The organism is Paenibacillus tyrphae (assembly GCF_000722545.1).
GTDB lineage: Bacteria > Bacillota > Bacilli > Paenibacillales > NBRC-103111 > Paenibacillus_G > Paenibacillus_G tyrfis.
Window position 1 is genome coordinate 1 of the sequence record NZ_JNVM01000012.1, and the last position, 22715, is coordinate 22715.

At 56.4% G+C, this 22715-nt stretch carries 22 protein-coding genes; 9 read left to right on the forward strand and 13 right to left on the reverse strand.

The annotated features are described in order from the left end of the window. Positions 1-1779, reverse strand: a 1779-nt coding sequence (locus ET33_RS15595) for a S8 family serine peptidase (RefSeq protein WP_161783544.1), incomplete at its 3' end; no start/stop codon positions are given. A 403-nt stretch (positions 1780-2182) separates the two neighbouring features. Here ET33_RS15595 and ET33_RS39485 point away from each other — a divergent pair. The 5 genes from ET33_RS39485 (at position 2183) to ET33_RS38920 (ending at position 5643) form a co-directional block, all read left to right on the forward strand. Continuing rightward, positions 2183-3034, forward strand: coding sequence for a hypothetical protein (locus tag ET33_RS39485; protein ID WP_179223940.1), 852 nt, complete (start codon positions 2183-2185; stop codon positions 3032-3034). A gap of 379 nt (positions 3035-3413) precedes the next feature. After that, positions 3414-3650, forward strand: coding sequence for a hypothetical protein (locus tag ET33_RS15610; RefSeq protein ID WP_235206726.1), 237 nt, complete (start codon positions 3414-3416; stop codon positions 3648-3650). A gap of 81 nt (positions 3651-3731) precedes the next feature. After that, positions 3732-4346, forward strand: coding sequence for a superoxide dismutase (locus tag ET33_RS15615; protein ID WP_036683232.1), 615 nt, complete (start codon positions 3732-3734; stop codon positions 4344-4346). Between the two features lie 227 nt (positions 4347-4573). Continuing rightward, positions 4574-5257, forward strand: coding sequence for a Crp/Fnr family transcriptional regulator (locus ET33_RS15620; RefSeq protein ID WP_036683234.1), 684 nt, complete (start codon positions 4574-4576; stop codon positions 5255-5257). A gap of 227 nt (positions 5258-5484) precedes the next feature. Beyond that, entirely contained in the window at positions 5485-5643 is a 159-nt protein-coding gene (locus ET33_RS38920; RefSeq protein WP_161783545.1) for a hypothetical protein, read from the forward strand. Positions 5644-5721: 78 nt separating this feature from the next. Here the strand turns inward: ET33_RS38920 and mutY are convergent, their stop codons facing one another. Further along, on the reverse strand, positions 5722-6855 hold the full coding sequence (gene mutY, locus ET33_RS15625; protein ID WP_036683236.1) for an A/G-specific adenine glycosylase: 1134 nt from the start codon (positions 6853-6855) through the stop codon (positions 5722-5724). Between the two features lie 173 nt (positions 6856-7028). On the opposite strand from mutY, the gene ET33_RS15630 reads away from it, so the two are divergent. The 3 genes from ET33_RS15630 to ET33_RS15640 all read left to right on the forward strand — a co-directional run bounded on the left by ET33_RS15630 (position 7029) and on the right by ET33_RS15640 (position 8999). Beyond that, positions 7029-7883 carry a helix-turn-helix domain-containing protein gene (locus ET33_RS15630; RefSeq protein WP_036683238.1) on the forward strand — a complete coding sequence of 285 codons (855 nt, stop codon included), beginning with the start codon at positions 7029-7031 and terminating at the stop codon, positions 7881-7883. A 151-nt stretch (positions 7884-8034) separates the two neighbouring features. After that, entirely contained in the window at positions 8035-8625 is a 591-nt protein-coding gene (locus ET33_RS15635) for a hypothetical protein (RefSeq protein ID WP_152570645.1), read from the forward strand. Then, a complete protein-coding gene (locus ET33_RS15640; protein WP_036683244.1) occupies positions 8622-8999 on the forward strand; it encodes a c-type cytochrome in 378 nt (125 codons plus the stop codon). Before ET33_RS15635 ends, ET33_RS15640 begins: the two co-directional genes overlap by 4 nt. Before the next feature lie 84 nt (positions 9000-9083). Here ET33_RS15640 and acpS read toward each other — a convergent pair whose 3' ends face one another. Beyond that, positions 9084-9509 (reverse strand): holo-ACP synthase, encoded by a 426-nt coding sequence (gene acpS / locus ET33_RS15645; protein WP_036683246.1) that lies wholly within the window; start codon positions 9507-9509, stop codon positions 9084-9086. 534 nt (positions 9510-10043) lie between these two features. Between acpS and thrS the strand changes: the two genes are divergently transcribed. After that, positions 10044-11960, forward strand: a complete 1917-nt coding sequence (thrS, locus tag ET33_RS15650) for a threonine--tRNA ligase (protein ID WP_036683248.1) — start codon at positions 10044-10046, stop codon at positions 11958-11960. A gap of 67 nt (positions 11961-12027) precedes the next feature. Here the strand turns inward: thrS and nadE are convergent, their stop codons facing one another. The 10 genes from nadE to kdpB all read right to left on the reverse strand — a co-directional run bounded on the left by nadE (position 12028) and on the right by kdpB (position 22710). Further along, positions 12028-12837 carry an ammonia-dependent NAD(+) synthetase gene (nadE, locus tag ET33_RS15655; protein WP_036683249.1) on the reverse strand — a complete coding sequence of 270 codons (810 nt, stop codon included), beginning with the start codon at positions 12835-12837 and terminating at the stop codon, positions 12028-12030. Between the two features lie 190 nt (positions 12838-13027). Then, positions 13028-13462, reverse strand: a complete 435-nt coding sequence (locus tag ET33_RS15660; protein ID WP_036683250.1) for a BrxA/BrxB family bacilliredoxin — start codon at positions 13460-13462, stop codon at positions 13028-13030. 158 nt (positions 13463-13620) lie between these two features. Beyond that, the gene (locus tag ET33_RS15665) at positions 13621-14049 is read right to left on the reverse strand and encodes a DUF3905 domain-containing protein (protein WP_036683252.1); all 429 of its coding nucleotides are present in this window, start codon (positions 14047-14049) and stop codon (positions 13621-13623) included. A gap of 25 nt (positions 14050-14074) precedes the next feature. Beyond that, on the reverse strand, positions 14075-14212 hold the full coding sequence (locus tag ET33_RS39235; protein WP_010502133.1) for a hypothetical protein: 138 nt from the start codon (positions 14210-14212) through the stop codon (positions 14075-14077). A 58-nt stretch (positions 14213-14270) separates the two neighbouring features. Continuing rightward, entirely contained in the window at positions 14271-15164 is an 894-nt protein-coding gene (locus ET33_RS15670; RefSeq protein WP_051775364.1) for a polysaccharide deacetylase family protein, read from the reverse strand. 126 nt (positions 15165-15290) lie between these two features. Then, on the reverse strand, positions 15291-16319 hold the full coding sequence (locus ET33_RS15675) for a MerR family transcriptional regulator (RefSeq protein ID WP_036683255.1): 1029 nt from the start codon (positions 16317-16319) through the stop codon (positions 15291-15293). Positions 16320-16346: 27 nt separating this feature from the next. Beyond that, complete coding sequence (locus tag ET33_RS15680; RefSeq protein ID WP_036683257.1) at positions 16347-18680, reverse strand: universal stress protein; 2334 nt, start codon at positions 18678-18680, stop codon at positions 16347-16349. 26 nt (positions 18681-18706) lie between these two features. Continuing rightward, a complete protein-coding gene (locus tag ET33_RS15685) occupies positions 18707-19954 on the reverse strand; it encodes a DUF445 domain-containing protein (RefSeq protein ID WP_036683260.1) in 1248 nt (415 codons plus the stop codon). Between the two features lie 21 nt (positions 19955-19975). Beyond that, complete coding sequence (gene kdpC / locus ET33_RS15690; RefSeq protein WP_036683263.1) at positions 19976-20590, reverse strand: potassium-transporting ATPase subunit KdpC; 615 nt, start codon at positions 20588-20590, stop codon at positions 19976-19978. An 89-nt stretch (positions 20591-20679) separates the two neighbouring features. Next, positions 20680-22710 carry a potassium-transporting ATPase subunit KdpB gene (kdpB, locus tag ET33_RS15695; protein ID WP_036683267.1) on the reverse strand — a complete coding sequence of 677 codons (2031 nt, stop codon included), beginning with the start codon at positions 22708-22710 and terminating at the stop codon, positions 20680-20682. Positions 22711-22715 lie beyond the last annotated feature (5 nt).

The following is a 22715-nucleotide window of genomic DNA, read 5'->3' on the forward strand; positions in this document are numbered from 1 at the left end:
ACCGCCGCCTCCTCCGGCGCAGCATCCCGCGCTGCCCCCTCCACCCCCGCCGCCGGCAGGAGCCTGCTGGATGGTGTAAACGTACTCGGCGGTTTCGCTCCAGATGCCGTTTTTCATCGCAGCCGCATAAAACGTCGTATTGGAGCCGATTGTTAGAGGTCCCTCATATTCGTAAGAGTTCTCTCCATCGTACGTTACATAGATTCGTGCTCCCGGTGTCGCAGTAGATAATGTTACGGTTTGGGGAGCGGTGTAAGTTCCCGAACCGATCGAGGCTTTCGGCCGATCCGGAAGCTTGGAAAACCTTGCAGCGCCGGATTCGATGAATTCATTGCCGCTGCCGGGCACATCGTTGGCCTGGATCGTAATATCGTAAACGTCGTCGGTCACGGAAAGCTCGACCGGACCGCTCCATTCCCCGTTGACCAAAGAAACGGTTTTGTTCTGTTTATAACGATCCTCGTGATTCACCGTCACTGAAATTTCGGAGGACAGATTCCGAAGCAAGTTCCCTTTATCGTCCAATGCCTTTACCGTCACGTTGGCTTGCCGCCCGTCCGGCTCCGGCACTGCCGTCATACGGAGACGCGGCATTGTAAAAGCCCGCTTGCCGTTCATCAGCCCTCCGCCATAATAATCTTGATACTTCGGAGAGTAATATGTCCCCAAATAATATCCCGCGATCGGTGGTACATCCAGTTTTTGACTGCTGTCAAGCAAAATATGGTGCACGTCCTGCGAGCTCAAATTTTTATTTTGCGTTTTGAGCAAAGCGGCCAGTCCCGCAACCATCGGGGATGAATAAGAGGTCCCGGCACCGCTGGCATAGCCTCCGGACAGCGCTGTCGAGTAGACGCCGGTTCCCTGTGCAACCGTTGTTATTTTCCCAATGTTGGAAAAATCGGAAATCGTCAACGCATTGTTCGCCAAGCGACTAACCGAGCCTACGGAAACGACACCTTCGTAGCGCGCCGGGTAGACGGTCCAAGCAAACTTCCTGTAGGAGTTGTCCTCACGGGTCGGAAAATCCGCAGGCTCGCCGAAAAGCCAATGGTTGCTCTCGTTGCCGGCCGCTGCGACGATAACCACATTCCGGGCCAGGGCGTAATCGACAGCTTCTTTTATCATTTGGCTGTTTTGCGGCATCCCCAGGCTGATGTTGATCACGTCTACCTTGTTGTCCGCCGCCCACCGGATGCCTTGGGCTACGGCGCTGCTCGGAATGTAGTCTTTATTGCTGGCGTCTTTCTTCCCTACCTTCACCGGAACGATCCGTGCGCCACCGGCGGCTCCGGCAATGCCGATGCCGTTATTGGTTACGGCTGCAGCGATCCCGGCGACCATCGTACCGTGTCCCGAATCGTCGACAGGAGGCTGGCCTTCGTCAAGCGCATTATAGCCCGCTTCCAAGCTCTCGGCCAGATCCGGATGATTCGGATTCACACCCGAATCGACGATCGCGATACGGATCGAAGATCTTTCCGGCACGCGCTCCCAGGCATAGGTCATCTCCGTGACGCTGAGGCCCCATTGGCTCCCGTTCACATAATAAGGGTCGTTTGGACGATAGATGGAAGAGGTCACGGTCGGCGAGCCGCTTCCGTTTGTGACATGACCCGGCATCTCCATAACCGCCGGATCGGCGTATTGCAGTAAATATTCGGGCTCGGCTGCCGCCACGGCAGGGTCCCGTTTATAGCGTTCGACAGCGGAAATCACGTTCTCTCCCGCCACCAGCGGCATTTCGACGAACGAATCCGAGTCTACAGCCGCAAACATTCCGACAGAGCTCCCGTTTCGAGCTTGATCCTTGTATTTCACCCATACTTTTCCGGAAACTACGTTTGCCGGCTGAGTTGAGAGGGACGACGGCATTGAAAATGGCGGAGACGAGGACCATGCATTCCTGTTTCCCTCTTCTGCGTGTACTTTCCCCGAACTCCAAGCCAAAAAAGGCGACAGCATCATTGCCGTCGCTAACGTTACGTGAAGCCATCGCTTCTTCATCCGCATTTGCTCCCTCCAGCAATCTCCCTGTTGACAACTCTAGTAAAACTTACCACTCTAGTATATAGCGCACAAAAAAGTTTCGGCAATGAAAGATTGAAAGAAATTTGCCGAAACATTAAATGTAGCCGTTTCGTATTAATTGGTAATTTCCTTAGAATGGGAGCGAATCAAGATGAACAAGCATGAGCCCTCCAATCCGAACGCTTCATCGGCAGCGGGAAATAAGAAGCTGATCAGCCTGTTTTTAGCAGCCACCTTGGCTGCAAGCGCCGGATGCTCCTCGCCTCCGGCAGCGAATGCCCCGCTGCAGCCTGCCCCGCCTGCACAAGGCGGGATCAATCCGCCTCCTGCCGCGACCAGCCCGGGAGCTGCGGCCGGTGCCGGAGCTGCAGCCGGCCTCGGAGCCGCAGCCGGTGCGGCAGCTGGTGCTGCAGCCGGCGCGGCAACAGCTCCGCCGGCAGACTACTGCCGGGACGACAACAACGACGGTGAATGCGACGATGGCAGCGGACGCATTAACCGTTCGGGCAGCAGCGCTTATATCTACGGCGGCAACACGTACTACCGCCGATCCGGCGTGGGATCGAACGGAGTGGTTGCTTCCCCGCCAACCGTCACGAAGCCGGGCGGCAATGCCACCCAGTCACAAGGAAGCGGCAATACGCCGGCTGCCCCGTCCAAGAGCACGCCGGAACCGACGAATACGCCTGCGCCGACAACCAGCGGACGAACAGGCAGCTTCAACACGAAAGACTCCGTTTCGTCCGGCTCCAGCTCCGGCGTTAAGAGCGGCAGCAGCTCGGGTACGGCTAGCGGTGACTCTTCCTCCTCTTCTGCGGGTACGCCGGGCAAATCCGTATCCGGCTCGTCGGCATCGACCGGTTCGTCTGGATCTTCTACAAGCAGCAGCTCGAAAGGAAGCTCCGGCTCGTCAAGTTCATCCAGCTCGTCCAGCGGCATCTCTTCGGGAAGCTCCGGCGGGCATGGCGGGATCGGGAGCTCCAGTTCAAGCAGTGGGGGTTAGAGCTCAGGAGGCAGAAATGCCTCCTCTTAGGCTGTTGAGAAAGTGGGCTTTTACAAAGATAGAGATGCATACGGAGGTGGGGTATCCACTGGAGAAGCGATAGCGGCCGCCTTTGTCTTCGGGAAATATCCGCTAACAAGCGGTTTCCAATCAAATTTCCCGATGACAAGAGCGGTCGGAAGTGGATACCTCACCCCCTCGTACACCTCTATTACCTCAATTGACCACTTTCTCAACAGTCTCGGAGGCAGAAATGCCTCCTCTTTTTTTTGCATAAAAGTCCGAACAGCGTGAAACGATAATCCGGTAATCTTTGGCTTTGCACAGACGGATGCAAAATCACGCGGCAATCGTTCAGATTGCCTGGAGGAGGAAGACGATGACAAACGAAGCAACGACGAATGCCGGTACTATGCGCCGGATTGACGAACTGAACGATGTGCAGATGACGAAATGGACGTCGGAGGAGCTTCATTACAACCAAAGGGTCATGAGCGACCTGTCCCCTTGGCTAAATGCTCAAGGCACCGCCATGCTCGGGCAGATCATCCATGAGATCGAACACCGCGGCGGCGAACGGTTCCGTGGAGAGGATGCCCCCGCCACGAACACTTAATATACATAAATGTTGATTTTATATAGAAAATAGGCGATAATAAATCTTGGAAATCTCATATCCTCAGGAGGTAGATAGAAGATGGCACACCAATTACCGGCACTTCCTTATGCGAACAATGCGCTTGAGCCTCACATCGACGAAATGACCATGATGATCCACCACGATCGTCACCACAACACATACGTTACGAACCTGAACGCTGCGCTTGAAAGTCATGCCGATCTTCAATCCAAAAGCGTGGAAGACCTGATCGCAGATCTGAACAGTGTACCGGAGAGCATCCGTACCGCAGTCCGCAACAACGGCGGCGGCCATGCGAACCACTCCTTGTTCTGGGAAACGATCGGCCCGAACGGCGGCGGCGCTCCGAGCGGCAAGCTGGCTGACGCGATCAACAACGAACTGGGCGGCTTCGACAAGTTCAAAGAAGATTTCGCCAAAGCGGCTACGACTCGTTTCGGCTCCGGCTGGGCTTTCCTCGCTGTGACCAAAGACGGCAAAGTGAAAGTGTACAGCCTGCCGAACCAAGACAGCCCGATCATGGAAGGCGAAACGCCGATCCTCGGTCTGGACGTATGGGAGCACGCGTACTACTTGAAATATCAAAACAAACGCCCTGACTACATCGCAGCATTCTGGAACGTTGTCAACTGGAACGAAGTCGGCAAACGTTACGAAGCGGCTGTAAAATAATCGGCTTTGCCCGCAAAGGACTGCGGAGGTTCTCCTCCATGCAGTCCTTTTTCTATTCTCGGCATGTATCGATCAGACCGCTTCCTTCAAGACCGCCCGACAGGGATATCGAAGGCCCCTTTCCCCCGAAGCCGGAACGTAGTATGATAGACAAACAGGCGAATTTTGGAGAAAACGGAAAACGTGACCGAAAAACGCAACATAATTGATCGGGAAAGAGTGAGACCATGAGCAAACTGATCACTCTCCTGCATGATGTGCCGCTGTTTCAAGACTTGTCGGTGGCCGAGTTGGAGACGATCGTTCCTCTTTTCGTGGAACGGAAATTCAAAAAAGGGACCATTTTGTTTTTCGAAGGAGACGTCGGCGAGGAATTTTATTTGATTCATTCCGGTGTCGTCAAAATTTACCGAATCGACAATTCCAAGGAAATTATTCTTTCGTTGTTCCGGGAAGGCGACTTTTTCGGGGAGATGTCGTTGGTTCAAAAAGGGCTCAAGCGCTCCGCAACGGCGGAAACGCTGGAAGCCTGCTCGCTGTATACGCTGATGCGTTCGGATTTTCAGCAGTTTATGGAGCGAAGCCCCAGGCTGTGCCTGAAGCTAATGGAAGTGACTATGGAGCGGCTGCGCAAAGCGAACGAGAAAATATACGACCTGACGTTCCTCGACGTCCGGACGCGCACGATCAAAACGATCTGCCGGTTGGCGGAAGAATACGGCCAGCCGAAAGCCGGCGGCATGTTTATCGATATGAAGCTGACGCATCAGCAGCTGGCCAATATGGTCGGTACCGTGCGCGAATCGGTGACGAAGGTGCTTCAAGAGCTGCAGGAGGACGATCACATCGCGATCGACAAAAAGCACATTCTGATCAAAGACATCCAAGCGATGAAAAAACAAATTTACTAGATAATCGCAAGAAACGCCAACCCGGGGCGAAGGGCAGACCTTCGTTCCCAGGCTGGCGTTTTTCGTTTTGTCCGGGTTGTCTATGCCTCTCTTCACATTGCCATTTATCTTTCACATTTGGAAAAGAAAAGCGTGATTTACATCACTTACACAATCCGCGGCGTTTCCTATAATTTCAGTTATAAGGACATCGTGGAGCAAAAAAATGTGAAAAGGGGTTATGACGTATGGCAAACCTGAAAACAAACGAACCGAAGCAGCGGAATAGCGGTCTTCTGCTGGTGGCAATTCTCTTTTTAGTGATCCTTTTCTCGCCGCTATTCTATTTCATGTATCACCTGTTGATGGGCAACGAAGCGATGTTTATCTACAATCCCTATAAATAAAAGCCGGCTTAACACCGTAGGATTCCATAAGTCATTCTAGGTACTCTCATGAACATTTCAAGGGAGTGCTTTTTGTTATTACCGGCCAAAATATGCGTTCAGGATGCGCAAAAAGACGTTCGGAAACGCGTACTGCTCCATCTCCTCGCGGTTTACCCAGCGATAGTGAGGCGGCAGCGGCACGGGCAGCAGCAGCGCAGAGGCTTCCTCCAGGCGGCCGGCGTACACATCCATCTCCCAACGGATGTGGCTGAACGTATGCTCCGCCTGCATGAGGCAGCCGACCGGGCCGAGCCCGAGGCCGTCCACGGCCAGATGCGCCGCCAGCGCGGCATGGGCCGCGGCGGGGTCTCCGCCTTCGCCGCGCGGCTCCGCGGCTGCGGGCGCTATGGGAACTGCCGCATGCGGCAGTTCCCATAGGCGCGCCAGCAGCCCTTCGGCCGGCCGCTGGCGGATCAGGACCCGGCCGGCGTACTCCGCCGCGCCTTCGATCACTACGGCGTAGCGCCGCTCCGGCCGCGGCGGCTTCGCCTTGGTCTTCACCGGCAGCGATTCCTCCCGGCCGGCCGCCCTTCCCGCGCAATGCGCCATGACCGGACAGGTCAGGCAGCTCGGCGACTTGGGCGTACAGACGAGCGCGCCAAGCTCCATCAGCGCTTGGTTGAAATCGCCAGCCGCCCCTTCCGGAATCAGCTCCTGCGCAAGCTTCTCCATGCTGACGCGGGTGCCCCCCTTCATGATATCGTCTTCGATCAAAAAATATCGCGACAGCACGCGCATCACGTTGCCGTCTACCGCAGGCTCGGGCTTGTTGTAGGCGATGCTCAGAATCGCCCCGGTCGTGTAAGGACCGACGCCCTTCAGCGAGGACACCTCCTCCTTCGTGTCCGGCACGACGCCGCCGTAACGCTCCCGTACCTCGCGAACGGCACTTTGCAGATTGCGGGCACGGGAATAATAGCCGAGCCCCTCCCAAGCCTTCAGCACTTCGTCCTCCGGTGCTTCGGCCAACGCTTCGACGGTCGGAAATTTATCCATAAACCGGTTAAAATAAGGAATGACGGTGTCGACCCGGGTCTGCTGCAGCATGATTTCGGATACCCAAATATGATACGGATTCCGGCTGCGCCGCCAAGGCAGATCGCGCTTGTGCCGCCGGTACCAGGATAATAGCTCGGTGGAGAAATACTGCTTTTGCTCTGAACTGGACATAAGATCTCCTTCTCTTTGCACACGTTTTCGGGATATAATGGAAATCAATACCCCCGACTAAACGGCTGTATGGCTTTTTTTGCAAGGATAACTACGACGTTTACCAAGGTTGAAGCGAAGCTTTAAAAATAGCTCATGACGGCCTTATCTCAAGAAGGAAAGGACGGACGCCGATGCTGACTCCCGGAGAGCTGGCCTCGCGCCTGAACAAGCTGGTCATCTCGATTCTGCTCGTCGGGCATCAGAAATGCGAACCCGACTGGCGCCAGAAGCCACGGACGATCAAGTACCACTCCGTATGGCTGATCATCAAGGGCAAGGGCACCTTTACGATAGGCGGCACGAATTATCCTGCCGAACCCGGCAAGCTGTTCTGCTTCTCCCCCGGCATGATCGTCGAACGCACGACCGATCCCGAGCAGCCGCTCGAATACTATTTTCTACGTTTTCATTATACGGAAGTTTACGAGGAGAAGGAACAGTGGATTTCCCGCAGCGCCGCCGAAGCCCGGTTCCCGCTGGAGGGGATGTACACGGTCACCAATACGCCGCAGCTCATTTATTTGATGGAACAGCTCCATATGCTGTGGAAGCGCCGGGGGCACATGACCGCGATGCGGCGCAAAATCGTGCTGCAGGAGTTTTTCCTGACGCTGGTCGCCGATTTCCGCGCGCAGAAAATCGCCGGCGATACGACGGCGGCGATCGAGCTGACGCAGGACTACATGGTCGGGCATTACCGGGAGCCTCTCACGCTCGAAGGGCTCGCGCAGATGGCTGGGCTCAGCGTGAGCCACTACTCCCGCCTGTTCAAAAAATACATCGGCTACAGTCCGATCGATTACCTTACGCATTTGCGCGTAGACCGGGCCAAGGAGCTGCTGGTGCTGTCGGATTACCGGTTGAAATCGATTGCCGGTAGCGTCGGATACGCAGACGAGTTTTATTTCAGCCGCATTTTCAAGAAGGTGACCGGCTTCTCCCCCCGCGAATATGCCAAAAAACATCGGTTTACGCCCGCAAAATAATACCCTCGGAACGCGTCGGACGAACGGCTCCTACCAAGTCTTCGCCGGGTTTGACTTTCGCCCCCCTAAAGGTGTACGCTACCTGTAAATGCCGTCGAATTTTCGGAAAATCGGCGGTTTTTGCAACGTTCGGCAAAGCGAGGCGATATCGATGAAACAAGCGAATGCGGCTGGAGGCCCCATCGGCGGAATCCGGACGGACAAGCTGTCTGCCGAAACGCAAGCTTGGAGGGCGGCAGCCCCTTATTCGGCTTATTTATACATTTGGGGAATGGCGTGGATGGCTTCGGCTATCCTGACGTTTGTCGGGCAATGGCGGGATTGGGAGCTGTTTCAGCCTGTCCTGTTCTTGGTTGCGCTCATCCTTACGGCGGCGGTCTTTCTCCGCCGGCGGGGCAAGTCTGTCGAACGCACGGCGCAGAACGGGGTCCTGAGTCCGCTTCTAGTTGCAGCGGCAGCCGTCGCGGCCGTTTGGCTGCTCACACGCGGTCCTATAGGAATCGATCCGTTCTATTGGCCGGTGCTGAAGGGGCTCGCGCTTACAGCCGCCTATCTTGCCCTCTTCCCTCGATTGGGCTGGGTGCTCGGGGCGTTCGGGGCGTGGATGCTTGCTCTGACGATAACGGTAGTATGGATGTATCTCGGCTATGCGCCTGTCTTGATCGGGGGCTTCGGCGGCCTCAGTATGTTCACGCTCGGCGTGATGATTCGTATGCGAGACAAGGGGATGAATGCAGAATGAAACGATGGAAGCAATGGGCGGCCGCAGCGGCGGTTTTGACGATTTTGGCGACGGTAACGGCATGCACGGCTAATAGCCCAGACCCGTTCGGCGGCGGCAAGAAGGAAAGCGGCCTCACGGCAGAACAGGCGATGGCCGGCGCTTCCGAGCAGGTGCAGACGGTCTACAAGCAGAACTGTCTTTCCTGTCATGCAAGCAACATGGAAGGCCGCATGGGGCCGAAAACCAACCTGCAGCAGGCCGGCGGCCGGCTGACCAAAGAACAGATCGTGAAGCAGATCGAACAAGGCGGGGGCGGCATGCCGGGCTTTCAAGGCAAGCTGAAACCGGAGGAAACGACGGCGCTGGCCGAATGGCTGGCAAGCAAAAAATAAGCCGCTTCCTGTACCTGCCATTCCAAATGCACAGGTAAGGAGAGCAGCCTAACCCTGTAAAAATTGCCCGTTACGTCATCGGGCCTATGGATTAGCTGCGGTTCGCTCCGCTACGGCATAGGCCATGGCCAGCGTTTCGCTATGCGTGATGCTCAGATGAATACGAACCGTGTCTGCCGTTACTGACAGGAAGGACGGCATCCAGGCAGCTAACCGTTCCCAGGCCGCCTCCGACAACCGGCATACCGGCTTGCCCTTCCCGTCCGGCAGCACTTCCATGTCCTGAAATCCTACTTCTTTTCCGATCCCGCAGCCGAGCGCCTTTACGACCGCCTCCTTGGCAGCGAAGCGCCCGGCTGCGAACTCGGCCAGCCTCCCTCCTCTTACAGCCGCCAGTTCCCGCTCTGCGGGTGTCAATACCCGCTCTAAGAAACGCTTGCCGGACGGCTGCTCCAGAATCTTGCGCATCCGCTCAATTTCCAACACGTCGGTACCGATGCCGATAATCATAGCCGTTATTCCTTTCCTTGTCCTCTTTACGCGTATGTCCGCAGCTGTCAGTCGTACTTCGTTTGGCTTTATCGTATCCGATCGGAAGGACAAGTTCAAGAAGGCACGCAGCAAACGATTTCCATCTCGCCTCGATCAATCAGCTATTCCCTCTTGACTTTACGCTCGCGAAGAAGTTAGAATATTGAAACATCAGGCAATGACCAAAGACACGATTCTTTGCAAGGGCTGCACAGAGAGAGGAGTCCCGGCTGTAAGCTCCTCCAGCGACCGGCATGGAATTACCCCTTTGCAGCCGTGACGCCGAACTCGCGATCCTTACCGGCGACCGCGAAATTAAGCGCACCGTCTCATCCCCGTTACCGGATGGCCATGAGGTCCGGCATGATTCCTTACGTTCTGGCAGCAGCCATGACGCGAAGGGCAGCCGGTCGAATTAGGGTGGAACCACGAGCTGAACGCACTCGTCCCTTGGGCGAGATGCGTTTTTTTTGCGTTCATATCCCATTTGACCGGAAGCGGAGGACGAAAACCATGAAGATTCAAGTGAAGCTGCCGGACGGCTCGTTCCGGGAGTATGAAAAAGGAGCCACAATCGAGCAGGTGGCCGAATCGATCAGCTCCAGCCTGAAAAAACAAGCCGTTGCAGGTAAAATCGATGGAAAGGTCGTCGACTTGAACCGGCCGATCGAAGCGGACGCTTCGGTTGAAATTGTGACGCTCGACAGCAAAGAAGGCTTGGAGGTATACCGTCACAGCACGGCGCATCTGATGGCTCAGGCTATTAAACGCCTATACGGGCAAAAAGCGGTGAAGCTGGGGATCGGTCCCGTCATCGAAGACGGATTTTATTATGATATCGACATCGAAAAGCCGCTATCCGTCGATGACCTCTCCTCGATCGAACAAGAGATGGAGCGAATCGTCCGAGAAAATGTGCCGATTATCCGGCGCGTCGTCAGCCGGGACGAGGCCGTGCAAACGTTCGAAGCTTCGGAAGATCCGCTCAAGCTGGAGCTTATCCGCGATTTGCCTAACGAGGCGGTTCTTTCCTTGTACGAGCAGGGCGAGTTTGTGGATCTGTGCCGCGGGCCCCATTTGCCGTCCACGGGCCGCATTAAAGCGTTCAAGCTGCTGAGCGTCGCCGGCGCCTATTGGCGGGGCGATTCCAATAACAAGATGCTGCAGCGCATCTACGGCACGGCTTTTCCGAAGAAGGCAGAGCTTGACGAGCACCTGCATCTGTTGGAGGAGGCCAAGAAGCGCGACCACCGCAAGCTTGGCAAAGAGCTCGGGCTGTTCATGTTCTCCGAGGAAGCGCCGGGGATGCCGTTCTTTCTGCCAAAAGGGACGACGATCCGTACGGTGCTTGAGAACTTCTCCCGCGAGCAGCAAGCGGTGAACGATTACGACGAAGTCCGCACGCCGTTCATGATGAACCAGCGGCTGTGGGAAGAATCCGGACATTGGGATCATTACCGGGAGAACATGTATTTTACCGAGGTGGACGAGACGAAGTTCGCGCTCAAGCCGATGAACTGCCCGGGCCACATGCTTATTTATAAAAACGATCTGCATTCTTACCGGGAGCTGCCGATCCGGCTCTGCGAATTCGGCCAGGTGCACCGGCACGAATTTTCCGGCGCTCTGAACGGGATGATGCGCGTGCGCACCTTCTGCCAGGACGACGCGCATCTGTTTGTCCGCCCCGACCAGATCGAAGAAGAAATCGGCCGTGCCATCGACCTGATCGGCGAAATGTACAAGGTGTTCGGCTTCCAGTACAAGATCGAGCTGTCCACACGGCCCGAGGATTCGATGGGCTCCGCCGAGCTGTGGGAGCAGGCGGAATCGGCGCTGCGCAGCGTGCTGGAACGCCGGGGAATCGCCTACAGCCTCAATGAGGGGGACGGGGCCTTCTACGGACCGAAAATCGATTTTCACATTTTGGACGCGCTCAAACGAAGCTGGCAGTGCGGAACGATTCAGCTCGATTTTCAAATGCCGGAAAAATTCGACCTGTCCTACATCGGCGAAGACAATCAAAAGCACCGTCCGGTCGTCATTCACCGCGCGATTTACGGCTCGATCGACCGGTTCCTCGGGATTTTGACGGAGCACTACAGCGGGGCGTTCCCTCTCTGGCTGTCTCCGGTGCAGGTCAAGCTTTTGCCCGTTTCCGACGTTTACAATCCGTACGCTATGGAAGTGAAAAAGGCGCTCGCGGCGGCGGGCGTCCGGGTGGAAGCCGATCTGCGCAGCGAAAAGCTCGGCTACAAAATCCGCGAAGCCCAGCTTGAAAAGGTGCCGTATATGCTAGTCCTCGGCGAGAACGAGCAAAGCTCCGGCACCGCTGCCGTCCGCAAACGGGGCGAAGGCGATTTGGGCCCGATGCAAGTGCAGGAGCTTGCGGAACGGCTGCGCCGGGAAATTCAGGCAAAGCAAGCTTAACATGATAAAAAACGCATGCTGCCCTTGTAGGGTGAGCATGCGTTTGTCGTTATGCGTGAAGCACTGGCTAAATGCCGGGAATCGGCACCCGTTTGTGCTCCGTCTTCAAATATTGCTTTTCCAGCTTCTCCTGCGCTTCGGGCGAAATCGTCTTGCCTTCCAAGTAATTGCTGTTGTCGTCGTAAGTGATGCCGAGCTCGTTCTCGTCCGTCTGCCCTTCCCACAGGCCGGCGGTAGGCGCCTTATCCAGCACGCTGGCCGGTACGCCTAGCTCGCGGCCAAGCTGCCGCACCTGGCGTTTGTTCAGACTGCTCATCGGAGTGATATCGACAGCGCCATCGCCATACTTGGTGAAAAAGCCCGTAATCGCCTCCGATGCATGATCCGTACCGACCACGAGCAGATTCAGCTCGAACGCAAGCGCGTACTGCACGACCATCCGCGTTCTGGCCTTGACATTCCCTTTGCCGCCGCGACTCAAATGCTTGTGCACGCCGATCGATTTCAATCCGTACTCGGCTTCGAGCGCGATCTCGTTAACCGCTTCCTCGATATTCGTCTCGATGCGATATTTCAAATCGAACGCTTCCGCTGTCGCGTAGCTGTCGGAGATGTCCGTCTGCTCCCCGTACGGCTGAAACACGCCGACCGTTTTGTATTCGCGGCCTTTCTCGGCCGTCAGCTCATCCGTAGCCCGCTTGCACAACCCAGCCGCCACAGCGCTGTCGATCCCGCCGCTGATGGCGATTAGCAGCCCGTCGACGCCTGCTTTAAGCACGTATTCTTTTAAAAAATCGACCCGCTTGCGAATCTCCTCATTAACATCGATCACCGGCTTGACGCCAAGCTTTGCAATAATGTCCTGCTGCAGACTCATCGTTCTCCACACCTCTCCACGCGAGTAATCGCGACTTGCGGAAGCTGGACAGCCGCTTATAGTTTCAACTTCTGACCGTCCGTTCTTGCCGCTTGTCAATTTTGGTTACATTATAGCACGATCCGGAAATTACAAAAACTCCCGCCTGACGCTTCAAGCGCCGGCAGGAGTCTCTAGGAGGAATAACCTCTTACTTGCAGTAGGTTTCGAAGGCGCCGATCAAATCGTTGGCGATCATTTCGGCGGAACGGTCTTCTACTTGATGGCGTTGGATGAAATGCACCAATTGGCCGTCTTTCATCAGCGCGATCGAAGGCGAGGACGGCGGATACGGTGCAAAATATTCGCGTGCCTTAGCTGTTGCTTCCTTATCTTGACCCGCAAACACCGTGTAAAGGTGGTCCGGCTTCACTTCGTGCTGCAGCGCCTGGGCCACGCCTGGACGGCATTGGCCCGCGGCACAGCCGCACACGGAATTGACCACGATCAGAGCGGTCCCTTTCATATTGTCGAGCGCCTCGGATACTTCTTCCGGCGTACGAAGCTCAGTTACCCCGATACGCGTCAGCTCGTCTCTCATCGGCTGCACCATATCTCTCATGTATGCTTCAAATGACATGGACATGTTAAGCTTTCACTCCTTTGAACGAACATAAAGGTATATAAAGTTTCCTATGTCCATTATACAACGGTACGGGGCGAAAGCAAGGCATTCCAATCAACTTCTCTATTCGGATTACTCCGACTTGACTTGAAATCGCAGCCGGGGCACACGTTCCGCCGTTATTTTTGATCGGCATCCTTCTCGTCGGGCTCGCCGCTCGGATACGATTTGTAGGCCACATCTTTGTCCGAGTGCATGAACGGGTAGCCCTGCGGCACGATTCCCTGCTCAAAGAGCTCGCGGTTTTCCGTCGTTTGAAAGCCTACGTCTTTATACGGATGCACCCACTGGTCCCCGGACATGGTGGCCGGATCGGTCTCATCGCTCCATTGTTCAAGCGGAGATTGCTCCGATTGATAAATATGATCTCCGATCAGCACGCCGTATTCGTTCACGAACGCTTTGCGCGGACCCCGGTTTTGATGAAATTCCTGGCGAAAATTAATTTCAAAAGGATCGAGCTCAGGATCGTTCTTGGCGTTATACGAAATGCCGGTATCGACCTGCTCGTACGATGCGTTTTTATCCCGATTTTCCTTATCGTTCATGAGCTGCGCCTCTCCTCTGCCCCGTTTAGGTGGACGGACGGTTCGGACCGTTCAATTTTTTATTCCGTGTTTTGGCTGCATCACTATCGGCTCCAGCCTGATTGGCGTTTGCCTGCCGCTGTTGTTCCTTGGAATCTCCAGATCCCGATTGCTGTTGTGCCATCGCGCAGATTCATCTCCCTTCATGATGATGTTAGTATGCGAAGGCTTTGCCAAAATAATTAGCCGGGCGGATGCAAAAATTGAAAAACAAAAGAGGATTTCGATAATGTCTCGAACTGGTATCCTTGCTTTTTCAACCAATCGATCGCATCCGGGAGCGCCTCCACCGTGGTCGTCTTATGGTCATCGTCGTGCATGAGCACGATGATTTGATTTTTCCCGCGGCTGTTCGACCGTACGGATGCCAAAATATCCTGTTTAGGCAATGTAACTGCGGCCGCATCTGTCGAACTGACGTTCCAATCGAAGTATTGATATCCAATATTAGTCATTTCCCGGGCAATTTTCGCCATGATGTGACGTCCGCCCGCTTTGCGGCTCAAATGATTGTTAGAACCTCCCGGAAAACGAAAAAAGTCCGGCCTGACTCCTGCTGTTCGAGCCAATAAATCATTCAACTTTTCCGTATCCGTTCGATATGCTGCGACGGAGGAATAAATGTAGCCATAATTGTGCGAATATGTATGATTTCCCAAACTGTGCCCTTCGTTCACGATGAGCTTATAGTACGCTTGAAGCTCCGGTGACGATTTTCCTGTAACGAAAAAAGTGGCCTTAATGCCCTTTTCCCTTAAAATACGCAGGATATGTTTGGTTTGGCGGGAGGGTCCGTCGTCGAAAGTAAGGTAAGCCTTTTTCTTCTTGCTCCATGGTTCGGGAGATGGCGGGTTCGTCCCGCCGATAGCATAGGGTTTGACCGCATACTCGCCGATCATCTGGAAACCGGATAGCACCTGCTCCTCCTCACCGTACGAAGCCTTACCGGCAATATGCTTTTGCCCGGCGCTCGTATGGAGCTCTCCCTTCTCAGGACCGCATCCCGTCGAAGCGCACAAAGTAAACCATACCAAAAAACAAAAGATGGAAACGCCTTTTCGGTTTTTTAGGCTCATGAACATCATCCCTCCGGCCATCGCAGGTTTACCGCTTTCTAAGCTAGTATGACTCTTCTGGCTCGGGAGGAATGTGTGTTATTATGTGGAACAATTGGAGGGATTGGGGATCTTGCACACAGAGGTTTATAACGGAGCTCGCACCGCGAGAACTAAGCAGACGGAGGCTTCGTCTAAGCTCACGGTTTCCGCACGAAATCCATGGGTCTGAAACCAAGCGATCAACCGCTGCGATTCGGCATAATGCTCTTCGCCGGGAGCCGTTCCGCTTGCCGCATATAGGTCATCCGGGGCATCCATCCAATCGACGATGGCGATGCGCCCCTTCGCTTTCAATACCCGGGCCATCTCCGCCAACGCGAGCGGCTGCTGCGCTTCCGTCAAATGATGGAACGCAAAGCTGGTAACGACGAATTCGAATTGTCCGTCAAACGACGGAACGGATAGCAAATTGCCGATTCTCGTCTCCAGAGCCGGCAATTGCATGCGGCAGCGGCGCAGCATTTCGGCCGATTGGTCGATACCGACCATGCGCACGCCGCTTGTAAGCAAGCGGGAAGCAAAGCCGCCGGTGCCCGTTCCGATGTCGAGTCCCCATTCGCCGTGTTGCGGGGCAACCCGCTCTGCGGCCTGGGCTAGGATGCGCGAGTAAGCGGGCTCAGCCGGTACATGCGGCGTAAGTCCGGCGCTGCCGTTTAGCGCCCACTGCTCCGACAGCGCATCGAAGTTCCAGAGATCGGCCCATGAATCGCGAATCGCCTTGCTTGCCTTGGCCCGTTCCGCCAGCGCATGCCAACGGTCCCGAAGCGATTCCGGCTCGTCTTCCGTCCGCTCGATCATGCCGTCCAGCAGAGCAAGCGTCTCCCGAAGCTCCAGCCACTGCCCGTAAAGAGCCGAGCGCTGCAGCTCCAAATAGCGCCGGACTTCGTCCGTTTCGGCCCGGTCCGTCCGCTCCAGCACGGTCCGAATATCGTCTACGGCAATACCGGCCTCCCGCAGCGCCAGAATCGTCTGCAGCCGCCAAGCGTCTTCCTCCGTAAACCGGCGGTAGCCGTTGTCCGGATGCTTGGCGGGCGACAGGAGGCCTTTTTCCTCATAAAATCGGATTGCCCGGGTCGAGACGTTCAGCCGCCGGGCCAGCTCTTGAATTTTCATCCTGTTAAACGTCTCCTTTCTCGTAAATTAGCCCGGATTGGTCTCCGCATCCGCCACGACGAGCACGTCGATATGCCGGGAGTGGCGCAGCAGCTTTTTCACGATCGAGCCCTGTATCATTTCTTTCCAGGAAGGCTTGCTGGATTGGCCTATAACGAGCTGCGTTGCCTGACAAGCATCGGCCTTGGCAGCCAACACTTCCGGCAGACGCCGCCGATGTTCCGCCCGGTGCACCTCGAAGACGCCGCCGAGCCGTTCCGTCAGCTTGCGGAGCTGCTCCAATCGGGCGGACAGCTCGCTGCTCTGCGCCCCGCTGCCGAGCTGGACGTAGGCCACATGCCATACGGCTTTCAGCCGATGAGCGATGCGAAAGCCGCGCCGGATCAACCGCTCGGCCTCCGGGGTGACGTCCACGCACACAAAGATCGATTCCTGCCTGCGCCACGGACCGCGAAGCGAGCTTTTGCGTTCGTACGATTCCAGCCGTTCGTCTACGTCATCGGCAATTTCACGAAGAGCCAGCTCCCGCAGCGCAATCAAATTCACGGTGCGAAAAAAATGACCGAGCGCTTGATCCACCTTGTCGAGCGCGTAAATGCGCCCCTCTCTCATGCGCTGTTGAAGCGTTTGCGGCGCGACGTCGATCAGTTGAACTTCGTCGGCCAAGCGCAAAATATGGTCCGGCACCGTCTCCCGGACACGAACACCGGTGAGCTTCTCCACCGCGTCGTTCAAGCTTTCCAAATGTTGGACATTCACCGTCGTGATGACCGAAATGCCTGCTGACAGCAGCTCCAGCACGTCTTCGTAGCGCTTCTTGTTCTTGCTGCCAGGCACGTTCGTATGCGCCAGCTCGTCGACCAGCACGACCTCGGGCTTGCGCCGGATGATCTCGTCCATATCCATTTCCTCCAGCTTCGTGCCGCGGTAATCGATCACCAGCCGCGGGATCGTCTGAAGCTCGCCGATCTGCGCCTGCGTCTCCTTGCGGCCGTGCGTTTCCAGCAGCCCGATCTGCACGCCGATCCCCTTCTTCAGCAGATCGTTGCCTTCCCGCAGCATCGTATACGTCTTGCCGACGCCCGGTGCCGCACCGATATAAACCTTAAACCGGCCTTTGCGAAGCTGCGCGATCTCCCGTTCGACCTCATCCGAGCTGAGCCGGCGGTACAGATCGGATGCTTTCTGCCGCTTGGTCTGCTTGGTCGGCAAAATACGCTCGCCCTCATGCGCCGCCCGGTCCGCCACGATAAAAATATCGATATTGCGCGTCCGCTTGAGCATGTCGTGCACGATCGACCCTTGCCACAGCTCCTGCCATAACGTCTGCCTGGAGTGCCCGAGGACGATGCGCGTTACGCTATGCGCCAGCGCATAGTTCACCAGCACGCCGGGCAAGGAACGGCGCCCGCACAGCGCCAGCTCTTCAAACACTCCGCCAACCTTCTCCGCCAGCTTGACCATCGACCGCTTAAATGCCGCCTCTTCTTTGGATAAGTCCTTCTTCCGATCGACAAAAGCGACCACAAGCAGGTCGCCGTTCAACCGCTTGGCGATCTGTTGGCCCCGCCGTACATAGATCGAGCCGTTCCAATGATATTGAGCGGATACGAGAATGCGCTCGGCCGCACCCGACGGTCCGATCAGTCCCAGCTCTTCGCGGTGCTTCTCCAGCGAATCGTTAACGCCTTCCGCCACGAGCCGCAGCGCCAGCTCCCGGAGCACCGCGAGATTGCCCCGCTTGAATACGCCCGCGCCCTTCTGTGCCTTCACGCTGCCTTCCTCGACCCGGCTTAAAATCATCTCCGGCGTCGCGTCGATCAGCACGACTTCATCGGCCAATTCCAGCGTATCGGACGGTACCGTTTCCCGCACCTCGATGCCGGTCAGCTTCTGGGCCAGCTCCATTGCGCCCTCCAGCTCGTACACGTTGACCGTCGTAATGACGCTGATACCCTTGCTGAGCAAATACCGGATATCCTCAAGCCGCGTCGGATAAAGCGCCCCTTCGCGGTTGCGGTGCGCCAAACCGTCTACCAGTACGACCTCGGGATTGCGATCGGTGAGCGTTTCCAGATTCAAATCCTTCTTTTCTACACCGTCTTTCTGCCAACGGATGCTAGACACCCGCTCCAAATCGCCGATCTGCCGTACCGTTTCCGGCCGCTGCATCGTGGAAACGGCGCAGATGACGACGTCGATCCCCTGCTCCTTCAGCAGCTGTCCTTCCCGGAGCATGTGATACGTCTTTCCCGACCCGCTCACAGCCCCAATATACACTTTAAGCCGTCCTTGATGAAGCTTGGAGATGGACCGCAAAATTTCTTCCGGCGTTTTTCGCTTGAACGTTTCCGTCCCCATCTTGAGTTCGCCCCTCTTCTCCGGCGTCAGACGAACATTTTGACCGTTCCCAGCACTAATCCGATCAAAAAGCCGCACAGCGCGCCGTTGACTCGAATCCACTGAAGGTCGCTTCCTATTTTATCTTCCATTAATGCAATCAATGTCTCATTGTCGAACCGATCCACATTCTCGCGGATCAAAGCGCCAATTTTGGAATGGTTGGCCTCCACCCAACGGCCGAGCTGCTGATGGACCCACTGCTCCAGCTTCTCCAGACCCTCTTCGTCTTCCCGTATCCGGTTCAGCAGCTCCTTCAGAAAACGTATCGCGTAGCGCTCGGCAAACTCCGGCTCGCGCACCGTTTCGAGAAGCCGCTCCTTCAACTGCTCTACCCATCGCTCCGTCCGGGCTGTGAGGTCCAAGTTATCCAGCAGCCGGACCTTCCAGGCGTCCAACGTATCCGCCGTCTCCGGATCGGCCAGCCAACGTTCCAGCCGGACGCGCAGCTCCGCCAGCAGCGCCAGCCGGTTTTTGTTCCCCTGCCGCTTCATATCACGGATGGCATTCCATAAAAACTGCTGGATCATCGCCCCGAGCTTCTCTTCATTATAGAAGCCGAGAAACGCATTAACCGCGAGCTGCATAAATCCGTTCGTCTGAAGCCCATGCATCGCCTGCGCGGCCATCGCGCCGAGCCGGTGCTGCGTTTCTCTGGTCATAGCAAGCTGCTCGGCCAAGTCTAGCAGAAAATCCAGCGCCTTCTCGTCCCCCTGATGCTTGTACACTTGATCTAGCGCTTTGCGGAGAGCCGGCGCGGCCTCCAACGCGTCAATGCGCTGCCGGATTTCCTTCTCCAGCAGCGCGGGTATACGATCCCATGGGATATAGTCCAGCAGCCGTTCGCACAATACCGCGATGCTCTGCTGTGTCTTGTCGGATTCCAGAACCCGTTCGGCCCCTTCCAGTCCGCGCGAAACGATCTTCAGTTCGGCGAGCTTGCTGTGGATGCTTTCTTTGCTGATCAGCTCCTGCTCGACGGTTGCAATGAGCGCCTCCGTTACCCGCTTCCGGTTATTGGGCAGCAGCGCGGTATGCGGGATTGGTATGCCCAGCGGATGGCGGAACAAGGCGGTCACGGCAAACCAATCGGCCAGCCCCCCTACAAGTCCCGCTTCGAATCCGCTTTGCAGCAGGCGTACCCACGTATGATCCGCCCACGGTATGGTCGCCGCGAATCCCGCGGCCATGACGCCGAGCGACACGGCGGCGGTATGTTTGGCTTTTCCGGACAAGACACAACAGCTCCTTTTACACTACTTTTTCGTCATCATATCGGTAAGCGCCAGGTTCAGCTTCAGCACGTTGACACGGGGCTCGCCGAATACGCCGAGATCCCGCCCTTCCGTTTGGCGCTCCACCAGCTGTCCGAGGTCCGCTTCGCTGATCCCCATCAGCTTGCTGATCCGCGGCACTTGCGCTTTGGCTGCCTTCGGGGAAATATGCGGATCGAGACCCGAGGCGGAGTTGGTTAGCAGGTCGATCGGAACTTCACTGACCGGCACGCCCGGGTTGGCCGCCTTCCAGGCCTCGATCGATTCCTGCGTCCGCTTCACCAGCTCGGGGTTCGACGGCGCATAGTTATTCGAGCCCGAGGCGTCAGCTTTATAATCAATACTCGATACGCGTCCCTGAAAATATTTCGGATCGCTGAATTGCTGCCCGATCAGTTCGGAGCCGACTACGGCGCCGCTGCGGTCTTGGACCAAGCTGCCGTTCGCCTGAGCCGGAAAAATCGCCTGCGCGATTCCGGTCGAAACGAGCGGGTAAATAAGACCGCAAACGACGATAAACACGATCGAAGCGCGTACGGCAATACTGAGCGAGAAGCGGGCCGTCTCGGCCTCTTCATGATTGACGCGGTTTACCATAAGGAATCATTCCCTTTCTATATATCATATCTCCAAGTTGTTTTCTCTACAAATCTTGACAGTGAAAAAGGATGCAAGTTTTTAACCCGTTAAATCCACAGGTGAACTGCCAAGTCGATCAGCTTGATGCCGACGAACGGCACCAATACCCCGCCCAGCCCGTACAGGAACAAATTGCGGCGCAGCAGCTGCGTCGAGCTCATCGGCTTGTAGGTCACGCCTTTCATCGCCAGCGGAATCAGCAGCGGGATGATGATCGCGTTGAAAATAAGCGCCGAGAGAATCGCCGACATCGGCGAGCCGAGCTTCATGATGTTCAGAGCTTCCATCTGCGGAATCGCGAGCGTGAACATCGCCGGGATGATCGCAAAATATTTCGCCACGTCATTGGCGATACTGAACGTCGTCAGTGCGCCGCGAGTCATCAGAAGCTGCTTACCGATGGCTACGACTTCGATGATTTTGGACGGATCGGAATCGAGATCAACCATGTTGGCCGCCTCCTTCGCCGCTACCGTCCCGCTGTTCATCGCGAGGCCCACGTCGGCTTGCGCCAGCGCCGGCGCATCGTTCGTGCCATCGCCGGTCATCGCCACCAGCTTGCCTTCGGCCTGCTCGCGCCGGATGACGGCGATTTTGTCCTCTGGCTTGCTCTCCGCGATAAAATCGTCCACCCCGGCTTCCCGGGCAATCGTAGCGGCCGTCAGCGGATTGTCGCCCGTACACATGATCGTCTTGATGCCCATCTTGCGCAGCTGCTCGAACCGCTCCTTCATGCCGGGCTTGACGGTGTCCTTCAAATAAATCAAGCCGACGATTTCGCGGTCAACGGCCACGGCCAATGGCGTGCCGCCTTCGGAGGCGATCGCATTGCCCTTCGCTTCCAGATCGGCCGGGATGACGCCGCCCTGTGCCTGCACCCACTTCTTGACCGCATCCACGGCGCCCTTGCGCACCTGACGACCGTCCGTCAGGTCGATGCCGCTCATCCGCGTCTCGGCCTTGAATTCGATAAACTCGCCGCCTTCGGCAAGCGCCGGGTCAAACGAAAAGCTCTGCTTCTTCATCAGCTCCAGCACGGAGCGGCCTTCCGGCGTCTCGTCCTTGACCGAGCTGATCGCCGCCCACTCCGCCACCGTATCAGAGTCCGCCGAGCCGACCGGCACGAACTCGCTCGCCATCCGGTTCCCGAATGTAATCGTGCCCGTTTTATCGAGAATCATCGTGTTGATATCGCCGGACGCTTCAACGGCTTTCCCCGACATCGCCAATACGTTGAACTGGGTCACCCGGTCCATCCCGGCGATCCCAATCGCCGACAGCAGGCCGCCGATCGTCGTCGGAATCAAGCAGACCAGCAGCGCGATCAGCACCGGAATTTGCAGCTCGATCTCCAGGTAGCGGGCAATCGGGGCGAGCGTGACGACGACGATCATGAAAATGAGCGTCAAGCTGGTAAGCAGCGTGTTCAGCGCAATTTCGTTCGGCGTCTTCTGCCGCTTCGCGCCTTCAACCAAGGAGATCATCCGGTCGATGAACGATTCACCGGGGTCGCTCGTAATGCGCACCCGGATCTTGTCGCTCACTACCCGGGTCCCTCCGGTCACCGAGCTGAAGTCGCCTCCGGCTTCCTTAATGACCGGAGCCGATTCCCCGGTGATCGCCGATTCGTCCACAGACGCCAGCCCTTCGATCACTTCGCCGTCGCCGGGAATCATTTCGCCTTGGGATACGATAACGATATCGCCCTTCCGCAGCTCGGTGGAGGGAACCTGCTTCACGCCGGCTCCCGTCACTTTATTCGCGGTAATTTCCTTCTTCGATTTCTTGAGCGAGTCGGCCTGCGCCTTCCCGCGCCCTTCGGCGAGCGCCTCCGCGAAGTTCGCGAACAGCACCGTAAACAACAGGATGACAAATACGGTGAAGTTGAAGCCGACGCTCTCTTCCGTTCCAAAATAGCCCGGCAGCAGCGTCATTAACAGCACGACGAGCGTGCCTACCTCGACCACGAACATCACCGGATTTTTCATCATCGTGACTGGATTCAGCTTCACGAAGCTTTCTTTTATCGCATTCCGAACGATCGGTCCGGACAGCATGCTTTTTCGATTCGAACTCATGGGTA

Coding starts and splice junctions, on each gene's coding strand:
- ET33_RS15620 (WP_036683234.1), top strand. CDS start 4,574: ATGAGCAAACTGATCACTCTCCTGCATGATGTGCCGCTGTTTCAAGAC.
- thrS (WP_036683248.1), top strand. CDS start 10,044: ATGAAGATTCAAGTGAAGCTGCCGGACGGCTCGTTCCGGGAGTATGAA.
- ET33_RS15675 (WP_036683255.1), bottom strand. CDS start 16,319: ATGAAAATTCAAGAGCTGGCCCGGCGGCTGAACGTCTCGACCCGGGCA.
- acpS (WP_036683246.1), bottom strand. CDS start 9,509: ATGATTATCGGCATCGGTACCGACGTGTTGGAAATTGAGCGGATGCGC.
- ET33_RS15640 (WP_036683244.1), top strand. CDS start 8,622: ATGAAACGATGGAAGCAATGGGCGGCCGCAGCGGCGGTTTTGACGATT.
- ET33_RS15665 (WP_036683252.1), bottom strand. CDS start 14,049: ATGAACGATAAGGAAAATCGGGATAAAAACGCATCGTACGAGCAGGTC.
- ET33_RS15660 (WP_036683250.1), bottom strand. CDS start 13,462: ATGTCCATGTCATTTGAAGCATACATGAGAGATATGGTGCAGCCGATG.
- ET33_RS39485 (WP_179223940.1), top strand. CDS start 2,183: ATGAACAAGCATGAGCCCTCCAATCCGAACGCTTCATCGGCAGCGGGA.
- ET33_RS15630 (WP_036683238.1), top strand. CDS start 7,029: ATGCTGACTCCCGGAGAGCTGGCCTCGCGCCTGAACAAGCTGGTCATC.
- kdpC (WP_036683263.1), bottom strand. CDS start 20,590: ATGGTAAACCGCGTCAATCATGAAGAGGCCGAGACGGCCCGCTTCTCG.
- ET33_RS15615 (WP_036683232.1), top strand. CDS start 3,732: ATGGCACACCAATTACCGGCACTTCCTTATGCGAACAATGCGCTTGAG.
- ET33_RS15635 (WP_152570645.1), top strand. CDS start 8,035: ATGAAACAAGCGAATGCGGCTGGAGGCCCCATCGGCGGAATCCGGACG.
- nadE (WP_036683249.1), bottom strand. CDS start 12,837: ATGAGTCTGCAGCAGGACATTATTGCAAAGCTTGGCGTCAAGCCGGTG.
- mutY (WP_036683236.1), bottom strand. CDS start 6,855: ATGTCCAGTTCAGAGCAAAAGCAGTATTTCTCCACCGAGCTATTATCC.
- ET33_RS15610 (WP_235206726.1), top strand. CDS start 3,414: ATGACAAACGAAGCAACGACGAATGCCGGTACTATGCGCCGGATTGAC.
- ET33_RS39235 (WP_010502133.1), bottom strand. CDS start 14,212: ATGGCACAACAGCAATCGGGATCTGGAGATTCCAAGGAACAACAGCGG.
- ET33_RS38920 (WP_161783545.1), top strand. CDS start 5,485: ATGGCAAACCTGAAAACAAACGAACCGAAGCAGCGGAATAGCGGTCTT.
- ET33_RS15670 (WP_051775364.1), bottom strand. CDS start 15,164: ATGAGCCTAAAAAACCGAAAAGGCGTTTCCATCTTTTGTTTTTTGGTA.
- ET33_RS15680 (WP_036683257.1), bottom strand. CDS start 18,680: ATGGGGACGGAAACGTTCAAGCGAAAAACGCCGGAAGAAATTTTGCGG.
- kdpB (WP_036683267.1), bottom strand. CDS start 22,710: ATGAGTTCGAATCGAAAAAGCATGCTGTCCGGACCGATCGTTCGGAAT.